General features: G+C 71.8%; 15 protein-coding genes and 1 pseudogene. 12 read left to right on the plus strand and 4 right to left on the minus strand.

Annotated features, from left to right (window positions below):
* Positions 1–7: 7 nt before the first annotated feature.
* From AB5L52_RS33830 to AB5L52_RS33850, 5 genes are all read left to right on the plus strand, one after another.
* The gene (locus AB5L52_RS33830; protein ID WP_369367513.1) at positions 8–1,060 is read left to right on the plus strand and encodes a ScpA family protein; all 1,053 of its coding nucleotides are present in this window, start codon (positions 8–10) and stop codon (positions 1,058–1,060) included.
* Complete coding sequence (gene scpB, locus AB5L52_RS33835; protein WP_351022308.1) at positions 1,057–1,707, plus strand: SMC-Scp complex subunit ScpB; 651 nt, start codon at positions 1,057–1,059, stop codon at positions 1,705–1,707. The genes AB5L52_RS33830 and scpB overlap by 4 nt, the downstream gene beginning before the upstream one ends.
* A 12-nt stretch (positions 1,708–1,719) precedes the next feature.
* The gene (locus AB5L52_RS33840; protein WP_369367514.1) at positions 1,720–2,790 is read left to right on the plus strand and encodes a pseudouridine synthase; all 1,071 of its coding nucleotides are present in this window, start codon (positions 1,720–1,722) and stop codon (positions 2,788–2,790) included.
* 68 nt (positions 2,791–2,858) lie between these two features.
* A complete protein-coding gene (locus AB5L52_RS33845) occupies positions 2,859–3,866 on the plus strand; it encodes an ADP-ribosylglycohydrolase family protein (protein WP_369367515.1) in 1,008 nt (335 codons plus the stop codon).
* Positions 3,867–3,870: 4 nt separating this feature from the next.
* A complete protein-coding gene (locus AB5L52_RS33850) occupies positions 3,871–4,614 on the plus strand; it encodes a nucleotidyltransferase domain-containing protein (RefSeq protein ID WP_369367516.1) in 744 nt (247 codons plus the stop codon).
* Here the strand turns inward: AB5L52_RS33850 and AB5L52_RS33855 are convergent.
* Both AB5L52_RS33855 and AB5L52_RS33860 read right to left on the minus strand, forming a co-directional pair.
* Positions 4,540–5,283 (minus strand): nucleotidyltransferase domain-containing protein, encoded by a 744-nt coding sequence (locus AB5L52_RS33855; RefSeq protein WP_369367517.1) that lies wholly within the window; start codon positions 5,281–5,283, stop codon positions 4,540–4,542. The genes AB5L52_RS33850 and AB5L52_RS33855 overlap by 75 nt on opposite strands.
* A 22-nt stretch (positions 5,284–5,305) precedes the next feature.
* Positions 5,306–5,782, minus strand: a complete 477-nt coding sequence (locus AB5L52_RS33860; RefSeq protein WP_351567636.1) for a Rieske 2Fe-2S domain-containing protein — start codon at positions 5,780–5,782, stop codon at positions 5,306–5,308.
* Positions 5,783–5,925: 143 nt separating this feature from the next.
* Here AB5L52_RS33860 and aroH point away from each other — a divergent pair, with 143 nt between their 5' ends.
* The 5 genes from aroH to der all read left to right on the plus strand — a co-directional run bounded on the left by aroH (position 5,926) and on the right by der (position 10,396).
* Complete coding sequence (gene aroH, locus AB5L52_RS33865) at positions 5,926–6,288, plus strand: chorismate mutase (protein WP_351022287.1); 363 nt, start codon at positions 5,926–5,928, stop codon at positions 6,286–6,288.
* Positions 6,285–7,370 (plus strand): prephenate dehydrogenase, encoded by a 1,086-nt coding sequence (locus tag AB5L52_RS33870; protein ID WP_351022285.1) that lies wholly within the window; start codon positions 6,285–6,287, stop codon positions 7,368–7,370. The genes aroH and AB5L52_RS33870 overlap by 4 nt, the downstream gene beginning before the upstream one ends.
* Positions 7,371–7,473: 103 nt before the next feature.
* Positions 7,474–8,169 carry a (d)CMP kinase gene (gene cmk / locus AB5L52_RS33875; RefSeq protein ID WP_351567632.1) on the plus strand — a complete coding sequence of 232 codons (696 nt, stop codon included), beginning with the start codon at positions 7,474–7,476 and terminating at the stop codon, positions 8,167–8,169.
* 62 nt (positions 8,170–8,231) lie between these two features.
* The gene (locus AB5L52_RS33880) at positions 8,232–8,819 is read left to right on the plus strand and encodes a lysophospholipid acyltransferase family protein (protein WP_369369015.1); all 588 of its coding nucleotides are present in this window, start codon (positions 8,232–8,234) and stop codon (positions 8,817–8,819) included.
* 92 nt (positions 8,820–8,911) lie between these two features.
* Positions 8,912–10,396: a ribosome biogenesis GTPase Der gene (der, locus tag AB5L52_RS33885; RefSeq protein WP_351022279.1), complete on the plus strand. Its 1,485-nt coding sequence runs from the start codon at positions 8,912–8,914 to the stop codon at positions 10,394–10,396.
* Positions 10,397–10,463: 67 nt separating this feature from the next.
* Here the strand turns inward: der and AB5L52_RS33890 are convergent, their stop codons facing one another.
* Positions 10,464–10,874, minus strand: a complete 411-nt coding sequence (locus AB5L52_RS33890) for a hypothetical protein (protein ID WP_351567626.1) — start codon at positions 10,872–10,874, stop codon at positions 10,464–10,466.
* 161 nt (positions 10,875–11,035) lie between these two features.
* Positions 11,036–11,827, minus strand: a complete 792-nt coding sequence (locus AB5L52_RS33895) for a hypothetical protein (RefSeq protein ID WP_351022274.1) — start codon at positions 11,825–11,827, stop codon at positions 11,036–11,038.
* Between the two features lie 539 nt (positions 11,828–12,366).
* On the opposite strand from AB5L52_RS33895, the gene AB5L52_RS33900 reads away from it, so the two are divergent.
* Positions 12,367–13,065, plus strand: a complete 699-nt coding sequence (locus tag AB5L52_RS33900) for a transglycosylase family protein (RefSeq protein ID WP_369367518.1) — start codon at positions 12,367–12,369, stop codon at positions 13,063–13,065.
* Positions 13,066–13,148: 83 nt separating this feature from the next.
* A pseudogene (locus AB5L52_RS33905) lies at positions 13,149–14,034 on the plus strand (helix-turn-helix transcriptional regulator); the annotation flags it as partial.
* Between the last annotated feature and the right edge of the window lie 149 nt (positions 14,035–14,183).

A 14,183-nucleotide genomic window follows, 5' to 3' on the forward strand; every position in this document is an offset into this window, starting at 1 on the left:
GGGGGCCATGACCTCGTCCGACGTTCCCGCCCCCGGCACAAACGCCGGTCGCAGGCGTGTCCTGGGCCGAGGTCCGGGCACGTCTGTGGCCGAGGCGGTGGTTCCGGCCGAGTCCGGTGGGCACGACGGCGCGGAACCGGAAGAGGCGCCCGGAGCCGTCGTGGCCGAGGAGCCCGAGCCTGCCGCACCCGGAGAACTCGCGGCCGCCGTACCCGAGGAACTCGCGTCCGCCGAGCCCGAACAAATCCGTGACGGTGTCTTCAAGGTCCGGCTCGCGAACTTCGAGGGCCCCTTCGACCTCCTCCTCCAGCTGATCTCCAAGCACAAGCTGGACGTCACCGAGGTCGCCCTGTCGAAGGTCACCGACGAGTTCATGGCGCACATCCGGGCCATGGGGCCGGACTGGGACCTGGACCAGACGACCGAGTTCCTGGTGGTCGCCGCGACGCTGCTCGATCTGAAAGCCGCCCGGCTGCTGCCCGCCGCCGAGGTCGAGGACGAGGGCGACCTGGCGCTGCTGGAGGCGCGGGACCTGCTGTTCGCGCGGCTGCTGCAGTACCGCGCGTACAAACAGATCGCGGACATCTTCAACCGGCGCCTGGACGACGAGGCCCGCCGCCGGCCCCGTACCGTCGGCCTGGAACCGCACCACGCCGAGCTGCTGCCCGAGGTCGTCATCAGCATCGGCCCCGAGGGCTTCGCCCGGCTCGCGGTCAAGGCGATGCAGCCCAAGCCCAAGCCGCAGGTCTACGTCGACCACATCCACGCCCCGCTGGTCAGCGTGCAGGAGCAGGCCGGAATCGTGGTCGCCCGGCTGAAGGAGCTGGGCGAGGCCAGCTTCCGGGCGCTGATCGAGGACACCGAGGACACGCTCACCGTCGTGGCGCGGTTCCTCGCCCTGCTGGAGCTGTACCGCGAGAAGGCCGTCGCCCTGGAGCAGGAGGCCGCGCTCGGGGAGCTGCTGGTGCGCTGGACCGGCGGGGACACCGACGCGGCGCCGATGGTCACCGACGAGTTCGACCGGCCGCCCGAGCAGCCCAAGGAGGAGAAGAAGCCGTGAGTGAGCAGACCACGGAGGTGCCCGCCGGACTGCCGGCCGTCGCCGGCCTTGCTCTCAAGCCCGCCCTGGAGGCCATGCTCATGGTCGTCGACGAGCCCGCGACCGAGGAGCATCTGGCGAAGCTGCTGGAGCGGCCGAAACGGCAGGTCGCGGACGCGCTGCGGGAGCTGGCCGACGAGTACACCGTGCAGGGCCGCGGTTTCGAGCTGCGCCACGTCGCGGGCGGCTGGCGCTTCTACACCCGCGCCGAGTACGCCCCGGCCGTCGAGCGGCTCGTCCTGGACGGCCAGACCGCCCGGCTCACCCAGGCGGCACTGGAGACCCTCGCGGTGGTCGCCTACCGCCAGCCGGTCAGCCGCAGCCGCGTCTCCGCCGTGCGCGGGGTCAACTGCGACGGCGTGATGCGCACCCTGCTGCAGCGCGGTCTGGTCGAGGAGGCGGGCACGGAACCCGAAACAGGTGCGATCCTGTACAGGACGACGAACTACTTCCTGGAGCGGATGGGCCTGCGCGGCCTGGACGAGCTTCCGGAGCTCGCGCCCTTCCTCCCGGAGGCGGAGGCGATCGAGGCCGAGACCCAGGAAGGGGTCCCGTCGTTCGACCCGGACGCGCCCGACGCGCCCGGTGCAGAGGACGCAGACGACTAAGACGGAACTTTGATGCGAAGCAGCGGCAGCGGCAAGAGTGGCGGGCGCGGTAACTACCGCGGCGCCGGCAACAACCGGGACGAGCGGCAGGGGCAGGGCCGTCCCCGCAAGCCCCGCCCCGAGGAGCGCCGCTACGACGTGGGCCCCGGCGCCTCCCCGGAAGGCCCCAAGTCCGGCCGCGGCGGCGCGGCCCGCGGCGGCGCCAAGGGCGGCCCCAAGCAGTCCCAGCAGGGCGGCGGGCGCGGCCGTACGGCCCCCGGGCGCTCGCGTGAGTACGAGGCGCAGGCCGAGGAGCGCAACCGCGAGCGCTACGCCGGCAAGAAGGACGTCAAGCCGCCCAAGACCTTCCCGGGCGCCGAGCAGGAGGGCGAGCGGCTGCAGAAGGTCCTCGCGCGCGCCGGCTACGGCTCGCGGCGGGCCTGCGAGGAGCTGATCGAGCAGGCGCGGGTCGAGATCAACGGCGAGATCGTCCTGGAGCAGGGCCGCCGGGTCGACCCGGAGAAGGACGAGGTCAAGGTCGACGGCCTGACGGTCGCGACGCAGTCGTACCAGTTCTTCTCGCTGAACAAGCCCGCCGGTGTCGTCTCGACGATGGAGGACCCGGAGGGCCGGCAGTGCCTCGGGGACTACGTCACCAACCGTGAGACGCGGCTCTTCCACGTCGGCCGGCTGGACACCGAGACCGAGGGCGTCATCCTGCTCACCAACCACGGCGAGCTGGCGCACCGTCTCACCCACCCCAAGTACGGCGTGAAGAAGACCTATCTCGCCGCCATCGTCGGCCCGATCCCGCGCGACCTCGGCAAGCGCCTCAAGGACGGCATCCAGCTGGAGGACGGCTACGCCCGCGCGGACCACTTCCGGGTCGTGGAGCAGACCGGCAAGAACTACCTGGTCGAGGTGACCCTGCACGAGGGCCGCAAGCACATCGTGCGGCGCATGCTGGCGGAGGCCGGCTTCCCGGTCGAGAAGCTGGTCCGCACCGCCTTCGGCCCCATCACCCTCGGCGACCAGAAGTCGGGCTGGCTGCGCCGCCTGTCCAACACCGAGGTCGGGATGCTGATGAAGGAAGTCGATCTCTGATCGTCGCTTGCGTCTGATCACCATCCCCCTTTATTGTCAGGGTGACGATAAAGGGGGATGGTGATCCTATGTCCAAGCGCGCGGCCACCGGAACGCTGCTGGGCCTCGCCCTCGGGGACGCCCTCGGCTTCCCGACCGAGTTCAACGACGTGCCGTCGATCCTCGCCAAGTGCGGGCCCTGGCGGGAGATGGAGCTGCCGCGGCACGCCTACGTCTCCGACGACACCCAGATGACCCTCGCGGTCGGCCGCGCGCTCAGGACGGCCATGGACCGCGGCTTCCTCGCACCGAAGCGGCTGGAGCGGCCGCTGCGCGAGGAGTTCGTGGACTGGTACGACTCGCCGGAGAACAACCGCGCCCCGGGCCGCACCTGCCTGACCGCGTGCCGCCTGCTGAAGGAGGAGGGCCGGGCCTGGCAGGACGCCAGCCAGGTCGGCTCCAAGGGCTGCGGCGCCAACATGCGGGTCGCCCCCGTCGGGCTCGCCCCCGGCCTGAGCGACGAACAGCGCGCCGGCGCCGCCCAGTTGCAGTCCGCGCTCACCCACGGCCACCCCACCGCCCTCGCCGCCTCCGACCTCACCGCCCACGCGGTCCACCTCCTCGCCCGGGGCACCGACCCGACCGGACTGGTCGGACAGCTGCGCTCGTACGCCCTCGACCACCGCACGCACTACGACCACACCTGGCTCGGCGACCTGTGGACCCGGTCCCAGGACCCCAGCCCCGAGCACTTCATCGCGCGCGGCTGGGACGAGTGCCTGGCGATCCTGGACCGGCTCCAGGAGGCCGTGCGGAGTGTCTCCCCGGAGACCGACCCGTGCCTGGCCACCGGCGAGGGCTGGATCGCCGAAGAGGCCCTCGCCACCGGGCTGCTGTGTTTCCTGCTCTTCCCCGACGAGCCCGTCACCGCCCTGCGCCGGGCCGCCTGCACCGTCGGCGACTCCGACTCCATCGCCTGCCTGACCGGCGCGTTCGCAGGCGCCTGGGTGGGCGCACAGGCCTGGCCGGCCGACTGGGCCGAGCGGATCGAGTACCGAGGCGGCCTTTTGGCCCTCGGGGCGCTCTGGGACGCTTAGGACCATGATCGAAGACCTCGACCTCGCGCCCGTGGTCGCGGAACAGCCCGACCCGCTGCTGTTCGCGACCGTCTCCGGAGCCCACCTGTACGGCTTCCCCTCGCAGGACTCGGACGTGGACCTGCGGGGCGTCCATCTGCTCCCGGTGGCCGACCTCGTCGGGCTGGCCGAGCCGGAGGAGACCCGTTCGCGTACCTGGGTGCGCTACGGCGTCGAGCTGGACCTCGTCACCCACGATCTGCGCAAGTTCGTCCGGCTGATGCTGCGCCGCAACGGCTATGTCCTGGAGCAGCTGCTCTCCCCGCTGGTCGTGCACAGCGGCGACCCGCACCGGGAGCTGGCCGCGCTCGCCCCGGGCGTTCTCACCAGCCACCACGCCCACCACTACCGGGGGTTCGCGGTGACCCAGTGGCGGCTGTTCGAGAAGACCGGCGAACTCAAGCCGCTGCTCTACACGTTCCGGGTGCTGCTCACCGGCATCCACCTCATGCGCAGCGGCGAGGTCCAGGCCCACCTGCCCACGCTCCTTGAGCAGATCGACGCACCCGGCTATCTGCCCGAGCTGATAGCCGCCAAGGGCGAGCGGGAACACGGCACGGCCGATGTCCCGCACGCGCGCGTGGAGGCCGACGTGGAGCGCCTGCACGCCGTACTGGACGAGGCCCAGTCCGCCTCAGCGCTGCCCGACGCCCCCAGCGCGTACGACGCCCTGCACGACTTCGTGATACGCGTCCGTCTGCAGGGCTGAGTCCCGGCGTACCCGGAACAGGAAGTCGGCCACGCGCGCGTGATCCGGCTCGGGCGGGAGCGGGGTGCGGAGCAGGGCCTGCTCCGTCTCCGCCCCCAGCCGGGCCATCCACGCCTCCACCTCGGCCCAGGGGACCTCGCCGCGCTTCACCGCGAGCAGCGCCTCGCGCCGGTCGCCGACGTCGATCCGCAGCTCACCGGTGCGGAGCAGGTCGCGGGCGCTCGTCAGCAGACGCAGCAGATGCATGGCGTGCTTCCAGCGCGGGACGCCCGTCGTACGGACGCCGGCGTCGAGCTTCCTGCGCTGGCCGAGCGCATAGCGCGTGAAGGTGTCGTAGGCCCGGCGGGAGAGGAAGGCGCCGCGCAGGGACAGCAGCTCCCGGCCGGTGTCGTCCAAGTGCTCCACCAGCGGGGAGTGCAGGCACTCCAGGATGTTCGGATTGCCACGCAGCGCCAGTTCGCAGAACCGCTCCAGCTCCCAGGAGAACTGCTCCTCGCCCGGCCCCTCGACATGGGTCGGCGGCTTCTCGAACCGCCAGAACAGGGGAGTGGGGGCGAGGAAGACACCCCGACGGTCGGTGTCGCTGGTGTCCGTCGCCAGACCGAAGGCCCGCGAGCCCATGACACAGGCGTAAACGGTGTGGTCGCGTACCAGGCTCTCGGGCTGCATGCCGGGAGCGTACGCGGACCCGTCACGTCAGACGGATCGATTTCTTCTCCACCTTGATCGACTTCGCGGGGAGCGGCTTGGTCGCCGGGCCGTGCGCCACCGAGCCGTCGGCGATGTGGAACTTGCTGCCGTGACACGGGCAGTCGATCGTGCCGTTCGCGACCGTGTTCACCGTGCAGCCCAGGTGCGTGCAGATGGCCGAGAAGGCCTTGAAGTGGCCCTTCGTCGGCTGGGTCACGACGACCTTCTGATCCTTGAAGATCTTGCCGCCGCCCTCCGGGATGTCACTGGTCCTGCCCAGCTCCGCGCCGGTGGCCGCGGTCTTGATGCCGCTCGCGCTCTCGGTGCTGTGGCCGGCGCCGCTGGTGCTGCCGCCGGTCTCGGCGCTGCTGGCGCTGCCGCTGCTCTTGGTGCCGCCGCCGCATGCCGCGACGGGTGTCACGATCGCCGCAGCCGCACCCGTCGCCAGAACCGTGCGCCGCTTCACGTCCTCGGTCATGTCTGCCTCCGTACAAGGTCGAAATCGCCAGAAATCGGATGCCTCGCATCGTCTCAGCGATCGGGCGACCCGTACCTCGCGCGCGCAGGCTGACTACCCTGGACGGACCAAGAACAGATCGCACGTCAGCAGGGAGCAGCGTCGTGGCGGTACGAGCGGTCCGGGGGGCCGTCCAACTGGAGCGGGACGAGGCCGGGCACATGGACGAGCAGGTCGGAGCCCTGCTCACCGCGGTCCTGGAGCGGAACGGGCTGAGCACCGACGACCTGATCAGCATCTGGTTCACGGCCACACCCGACCTGCACAGCGACTTCCCGGCGGCCGCCGCGCGGGGGCTCGGCATCGTCGACGTGCCGCTGATCTGCGCCCAGGAACTGGCGATCGAGGGCGCCATGCCCCGGGTCGTACGGCTCCTCGCGCACATCGAGTCGGACCGCTCCCGCGCCGACATCAACCACGTCTACCTCGGCGCCGCGGCCGCCCTGCGCAAGGACATCGCCCAGTGAGAACCGCACTCGTCATCGGCACCGGCCTCATCGGCACCTCCGCCGCCCTGGCCCTCGTCCAGCGCGGCGTCACCGTCCACCTCGCCGACCACGACCCCGAGCAGGCCCGTACCGCCGCCGTGCTGGGCGCCGGCACCGACGACACCCCCGCGGGCCCCGTCGACCTCGCGATCGTGGCCGCCCCGCCCGCGCACGTGGCCGGCGTGCTCGCCGACGCCATGCGCCGGGGCGTGGCCCGCGGCTATGCCGACGTGGCCAGCGTCAAGGGCGGCCCGCGCCGCGAGCTGGAGGCGCTCGGCCTGGACCTGTCGGCGTACATCGGCACCCACCCGATGTCCGGGCGCGAGAAGTCCGGCCCGCTGGCCGCGACCGCCGACCTCTTCGAGGGCCGCCCCTGGGTGCTCACCCCGACCCGGGACACCGACACCGAGGTGCTGAACCTCGCCCTGGAGCTGGTCTCGCACTGCCGGGCCGTACCGGTCGTCATGGACGCCGACGCCCACGACCGCGCCGTCGCCCTCGTCTCCCACATGCCCCACCTGGTGTCCAGCATGGTCGCCGCGCGCCTGGAGCACGCCGAGGAGGCCGCCGTACGGCTGTGCGGGCAGGGCATCCGGGACGTGACCCGGATCGCCGCCTCCGATCCGCGCATGTGGATCGACATCCTGTCCGCGAACCCGGGCCCGGTCGCCGACCTGCTCTCCGACGTCGCCGCCGACCTGGGCGAGACCGTCGAGGCGCTGCGCGGCCTGCAGTCCTCCGACGACGCCAAGCGGCGCGAGGGCACCGCGGGCATCGAGGACGTACTGCGCCGCGGGAACGCCGGCCAGGTACGGGTGCCCGGCAAGCACGGCAGCGCGCCGCGCGTGTACGAGACCGTCGTCGTCCTCATCGACGACCAGCCCGGCCAGCTGGCCCGCATCTTCGCCGACGCGGGACGGGCCGGGGTCAACATCGAGGACGTCCGCATCGAGCACGCCACCGGGCAGCAGGCCGGCCTGGTCCAGCTCATGGTCGAACCGAAGTCGGCGGCCGTCCTGAAGGACGCACTGCGGGAGCGGGGCTGGGCGCTGCGGCAGTAGACCATCCACAGGCGTCCGGACGAGTGACCCGCACCCAGTAACCTTGTGCAGGGCGCTCTCGCTCCCCGTACCCGCCCACACCGCACCAGGAAGGTGTCCCTCCGTGGAAAACGGCGCCGCCCCGACCGCCCAGCCCGTGATCGTCGCGATCGACGGCCCCTCCGGCACGGGCAAGTCGAGCACGTCGAAGGCCGTCGCCGCGCAGCTCGGCCTGAGCTACCTGGACACCGGCGCCCAGTACCGGGCGATCACCTGGTGGATGGTGACCAACGGCATCGACCTGGAGGACCCGACCGCCATCGCCGCCGTCGCGGGCAAGCCGGAGATCGTCTCCGGCACCGACCCGGCGGGCCCGACCATCACGGTCGACGGCACCGACGTGGCCGGCCCCATCCGCACCCAGGAGGTCACCGCCAAGGTCAGCGCGGTCAGCGCGGTCCCCGAGGTGCGCTCCCTGATCACCGAGCTGCAGCGCTCGATCGCCGCCGGCGCGGAGCAGGGCATCGTGGTCGAGGGCCGTGACATCGGTACGACGGTGCTGCCGGACGCCGACCTGAAGATCTTCCTCACCGCCTCCCCGGAGGCCCGCGCGGCCCGCCGCAGCGGCGAGCTGAAGGGCGCCGACGTGCACACCACCCGCGAGGCGCTGATCAAGCGGGACGCGGCCGACTCCTCCCGCAAGACCTCGCCGCTCGCCAAGGCCGACGACGCGGTCGAGGTGGACACCACCGAGCTCACCCTCGCCCAGGTCATCGAGTGCGTCGTCACCCTGGTCGAGGAGAAGCGAGCGGGGAAGTGAGCCAGCCCTCCGAGCCCTCCCTGAAGGGTGCCGAGGTCGGCCGGCGCATCGGCGTCGGCCTGATGTACGGACTGTGGAAGCCGCGCGTGCTCGGCGCCTGGAAGGTGCCCGCCGACGGCCCGGTGATCTTCGCGGTGAACCACTCCCACAACATCGACGGCCCGATGGTCATGGGCGTGGCACCCCGGCCGACGCACTTCCTGATCAAGAAGGAGGCGTACGTCGGCCCGCTGGGCCCCTTCCTGACCGGCATCGGTCAGCTGAAGGTGGACCGGACGACCGCCGACCGCACCGCCATCACCCAGGCGCTCGGCGTGCTGGAGAACGGCGGCGTGCTGGGTATCTTCCCGGAGGGCACCCGCGGCGAGGGCGATTTCGCCTCCCTGCGCGCCGGGCTCGCCTACTTCGCGGTACGGAGCGGGGCACCGATCGTGCCCATCGCCGTACTGGGAAGCACCGACAGGCCGGGCCGGTTGATAAAGGCGCTGCCCCCGCTGCGCTCCCGTGTCGACGTCGTCTTCGGCGACCCCTTCGACGCGGGCGACGGCACCGGGCGGCGTACGCGCAGGGCGCTGGACGAGGCGACCGAGCGCATCCAGAAGCAGCTCACCAGCCACCTGGAAAACGCCAGGCGCCTGACCGGGCGCTAGGCGACACTTGAGTAGTGGATCAGCCCACCGGGGTTCATCCCATCAGGGCCTGTTCCACCGATCACCACGATGAACGACGAGGTACGGACTACATGAACGACGACATCCAGCCCGGCGACTCGGCTGAGCACGAGTACGACCACGGGGCGCTCGGCGACGCCGAGTACGCGGAGTTCATGGAGCTCGCCGCGGAAGAGGGCTTCGACATCGAGGACGTCGAGGGCGCCATCGAGGCGGCGGGCCACGGTCCGCTGCCCGTGCTCGCCGTCGTCGGCCGCCCCAATGTCGGCAAGTCGACCCTGGTGAACCGGATGATCGGCCGCCGTGAGGCGGTCGTCGAGGACAAGCCCGGCGTCACCCGCGACCGCGTCACCTACGAGGCCGAGTGGGCCGGCCGCCGCTTCAAGGTCGTCGACACGGGCGGCTGGGAGCAGGACGTCCTCGGTATCGACGCCTCCGTGGCCGCCCAGGCCGAGTACGCGATCGAGGCGGCCGACGCCGTCGTCTTCGTCGTGGACGCCAAGGTCGGCGCCACCGACACCGACGAGGCGGTCGTCCGGCTGCTGCGCAAGGCCGGCAAGCCGGTCGTGCTGTGCGCCAACAAGGTCGACGGCCCGAGCGGCGAGGCCGACGCGGCCTACCTGTGGAACCTCGGCCTCGGCGAGCCGCACCCCGTCTCCGCCCTGCACGGCCGCGGCACCGGCGACATGCTGGACGCCGTCCTGGAGGTCCTGCCGGACGCCCCGCGCGAGAGCTTCGGCGGCAGCGGCATCGGCGGTCCGCGCCGCATCGCCCTGATCGGCCGCCCGAACGTCGGCAAGTCCTCCCTGCTGAACCAGGTCGCCGGCGAGGAGCGCGTCGTCGTCAACGAAATGGCGGGCACCACCCGCGACCCGGTCGACGAGCTGATCGAACTGGGCGGTATCACCTGGAAGTTCGTCGACACGGCCGGTATCCGCAAGCGCGTCCACCTCCAGCAGGGCGCCGACTACTACGCCTCGCTGCGCACCGCGGCCGCCGTGGAGAAGGCCGAGGTCGCGGTCGTCCTGATCGACGCCTCCGAGAACATCTCCGTGCAGGACCAGCGGATCATCACCATGGCCGTCGAGGCGGGCCGCGCGATGGTCATCGCCTACAACAAGTGGGACACCCTCGACGAGGAGCGCCGCTACTACCTGGAGCGGGAGATCGAGACCGAGCTGGGCCAGGTCACCTGGGCCCCGCGGGTGAACGTCTCGGCGCGCACAGGGCGGCACATGGAGAAGCTGGTCCCCGCCATCGAGACCGCCCTCGCCGGCTGGGAGACCCGCGTCCCCACCGGCCGCCTCAACGCCTTCCTCGGCGAGCTGGTCTCGGCCCACCCGCACCCGGTCCGGGGCGGCAAGCAGCCGCGCATCCTCTTCGGCACCCAGGCCGGCACCAAGCCCCCGCGGTTCGTCCTCTTCGCGTCCGGCTTCATCGAGGCGGGCTACCGCCGCTTCATCGAGCGCCGACTGCGCGAGGAGTTCGGCTTCGACGGCACCCCGATCCATATCTCGGTACGGGTGCGCGAGAAGCGCGGCGCGAAGAAGAAGTAACGGCGTGACGACATGAAGGGCGGCCCCTGGAGCCCGACGCCCAGGGGCCGCCCTTCACGTTCGCCGGTCACATGCCCCGGCGCGGTCCCGGCGGCAGCGCCGCCGGCACGTGGTGCATCCCGGTGTCCTCGTGCTGCCGCCCCAGCGTGCCGATCCGCTGCCACTGCGACTGCTGCCGCGCGCTGTACGCCCCGGCGCTGTAGGCGCTGTAGGAGCTGCTGAACGACCCCGGCCGATGCCCGCCGTAGGTGCCCGTGCGCTCCGAGAGCTGACCGAATGGGCTGAACCGCAGCCCCTCCTCCCCGCTCCGGTCCCCCGGCAGCGTGCGGAAGGCCTTGACCCACTCCGTGTACAGCATGTCGTAGATCGGCGTGGCCGAGGCTCCAGCAGCTCCTTCCTGCCCCGTCCGCGCGGACGGAATGGGCGACGTGATGGGGGAGAACGATGACCGGCGGGGAGGAGTGTCGTATCCGTGCACGTATGTCCAAACGACGGCACCCTCAAAGAGATGCGGTTCGCCGCATGCCTTTGGGGGCGCGAGGCTGCATCACTGTGCGGCTCTTCCGCGCGGGCGCGAGAAGCCGGAGCGCGCCCGCCCCCGCCCCTGTGCAGCAGCCCGCTGCCCCTAGGGTGCAAAAGTCACGTACCGGCAAGAGGAAGCGCCGCCCCCACCAACTTCCCCCGCGCCGCCGACTTGTCGAGAGACCCCCGCAGGAGGTCCTCGCGCGGCTGCCGCCCGATCGACCCCACCGGCGCCGCGAACATCAGCACCTGCTGATGCTTGTTCGCCGCGGCCCGCCACCCGTCCGTCACCTGCAGCGGCTGATGCGCCTGCCACCAGGCGACCGGCTGCCCGCCGCCCGCCGAGGGCTGCAGCACCGCATGCAACTGCCCCATGGCGAGCAGCACCGACCAGCCGTGCAGCACCCCCGGCACGGACGACAGCTCGGTCACCGGCATGAACCCCTGCTCGATGAGGAGCGGAAGGAAGTCGTCGTCGGTCCCGGTGGAGCCGGGGCGCACGATCGCCGAGGTCGGCTCGACGACGAGCGCGGGGTGCAACTCGCCCTCGATCAGGACGAGTCCGCTGGTCACGCCCAGCACCGCCTGCTCCGGCGTGGTGTGCCGCGCCGCACCCGCGGCGGCCCCGCCCGCCACGCCGTCGATGGACCGGACGGCTCCCTGCAACTGCTCCTCGGTGACCTGCACGACCTGCGAGGGCAGGCAGCTGGCGTGGGCGAAGGCGAGCACGGCGGTCTCGTCGCCGACGAACAGAACGGTGCTGGTGCGCTCCTGCTCGGAGTCGCCCGGGGTGCGGCAGGAGGTGCAGTCGTAACTGCCCGGGGCGTTCTCTCCGGCGAGCAGCCGGTCGGCTTCTTCGTCGCCGATCTCGGCGCGTACGGCGTCGCTGACGTCGAGCATGCGCGGCACGGTGGCTCCCTCGGGATGCGGTGCTGGGTCGGCCGGGTGGCTCCCGGCCGATGAGTCCCGGGACTCCGGGCTCATGAAGAAGACAACGGACGTCCTGTGGTGGGAGTCACGCTCTGGGGACAACCGGTTCGCATCAACCGGCGCACACGGTCACATCATGTGCGGAATGTGTTACTCACGGTCAACTCCGCATCGAGTCAAGGAACTTGACGGGGTGAAGTGGCTCACAGGCCGCTTCGGTCGCTGGTCGATAAATCCAGAAATTCAGGGATGTAGTGGGTGGCCGAAAATCGCCGATACTCGCGGTAACAGGCAACTGGCCTGGAATGACGGTGAGTTGGTTGATTCCGGGCGCCCGTCCTCCCTACATTCCTCCGCCGTGTGCAACGAGCACCGCTCGGGTGCGTCCGACGCCCGGCACCGGCAGAGCAGCAACGCCGGTACCGGCCACGCGGACGGGGTGGGCACGAGGAACCGCGGTCCTGCGCGGCGAGACGTGCACCGCCTGGGGGAGCCCGGGTTCGTGGAGAGGGAATTACATGTCCGAGTGTGCCGATACCACCCGCAACACCGCCCGTCCGGTCGGCGCCCGCAAGGGCCGTACGACGGCCGCGCTCGCCGGAGCCGCCCTGCTGGCCCCGCTGGGACTGCTGGCCGCCACCGGCAACGCCGCCGCGGCGGACAACGGGGTGTGGGACCGCATCGCCCAGTGCGAGAGCGGCGGCAACTGGCACATCAACACCGGCAACGGCTACTACGGCGGGCTCCAGTTCTCCGCCGGCACCTGGCGCGCGTACGGCGGCACCGCCTACGCCTCGACGGCCGACCAGGCCTCCAGGAGCGCGCAGATCGCCGTCGCCGCCAGGGTTCAGCAGGCTCAGGGCTGGGGCGCCTGGCCGGTCTGTTCGGCCCAGGCAGGAGCCTCCGGCGCCGCCCCCGTGGCGGACCACACCGGATCCTCCGGTACGACGGCTTCGACGGGCGGCGAGACGACGAAGTCCGCCCCGACGAAGTCCGCGCCGTCGGACTCCGCTCCGGCGAAGGCGCCGGAACGCCCGGCGAGCCACTCCGGCCGGGGTGACGCCCGCGGTGGTGACTACACGGTGCGCGAGGGCGACACCCTGAGCGCCATCGCCGCCCGGCACGGGACCAGCTGGCAGCGGATCTACGCCGCCAACAAGAAGGTCATCGGCGACGACCCGAACCTGATCCTGCCCGGCCAGCGCCTCGCGCTCTGAGCGCTGAGCACCCGCGCGCGCTCTGAGCGCCGCGCACCCGCGCAGAACAGCCGCTGTCCGTCGAGGACAGCGGCTGTCCGCACGCCGAACGGCTCGGCGTCACCCCGCGCACCGTCCGCCGGGACGTGGACCGGCTGCGCGAGCTGGGCTCTCCGGTCAACGCCAGCCCCGGCACCGCCACGGGCCAGAGCATCGAGGTCCCCCACTGCCCGAAAGGCGTGGGAGGTGCCCCCAGGCGAGACCTCCGTACGCGCCCTCGCCAAGCTCGAACAGGTGCTGCCGAACCGGCTGCGCCGCCGGGTGGGCGCCCTGGGCGCCTTCACCGTGCCGATGCTGCGCGGCGGCCCGCCGGCCGACGCCGTGGACCCGGCACTCCTCACCGAACTCGCGCACCTGTGCCGGGACTCCGAGCGGCTGCGCTTCGAGTACCGCACGCACGACGGCGTGGACAGCCGCCGTACCGTCGAGCCGCTCCGGCTGGTGTGCACCGAGCGGCGCTGGTATCTGGTCGCCTGGGGCGTCGACCGGGCGGACTGGCGGACCTTCCGCGTCGACCGCATCACCCCCAGACCGCCGCACGGGCCCCGCTGCACCCCGCGCGAGCCGCCCGCCGAGGATCTGGCCGCCTATGTCTCGAAGGGCGTCTCCACGCGTGCCTACGCCGTGCGCTCCGCCGTACGGCTGCTGGTGCCGCTGCACGAGGCCGCCGAGCGGATCTCGCCGTCCGCGGGGACGCTGGAGGCCGACGGCGCGGACGCCTGCGTCCTGCGCTCCGGCGCGGCGAACCTGGAGGTGATGGTCGTTCACCTCATGATGCCGGGCTTCCTGTTCGAGGTGATCGAGCCCGCCGGGCTGACCGAGGCGATCAGCACGAACCGGGACCGCCTCGACGCGGCGCCGGCGCGGGGCGCGGCGCCCGGTCCCGCCGGCGCGCCAGGGGCCCACGCCGGCCGTGTGCAGAATCCGTGAAATTCCTATGCGACGTCAGCCGCTCCGGCATCGCGCCGGATTGTGCGGGGAATCTCTTCCTCGGCGTGCCCGGGTCCCTGCCGCCCTTTTTCGCCGGGCAATTTCGAGTGGCGGTTCGCGGCCCGTGAATTCTGCTCGATTCCACCGGT

The organism is Streptomyces sp. CG4, from assembly GCF_041080655.1.
Lineage (GTDB): Bacteria > Actinomycetota > Actinomycetes > Streptomycetales > Streptomycetaceae > Streptomyces.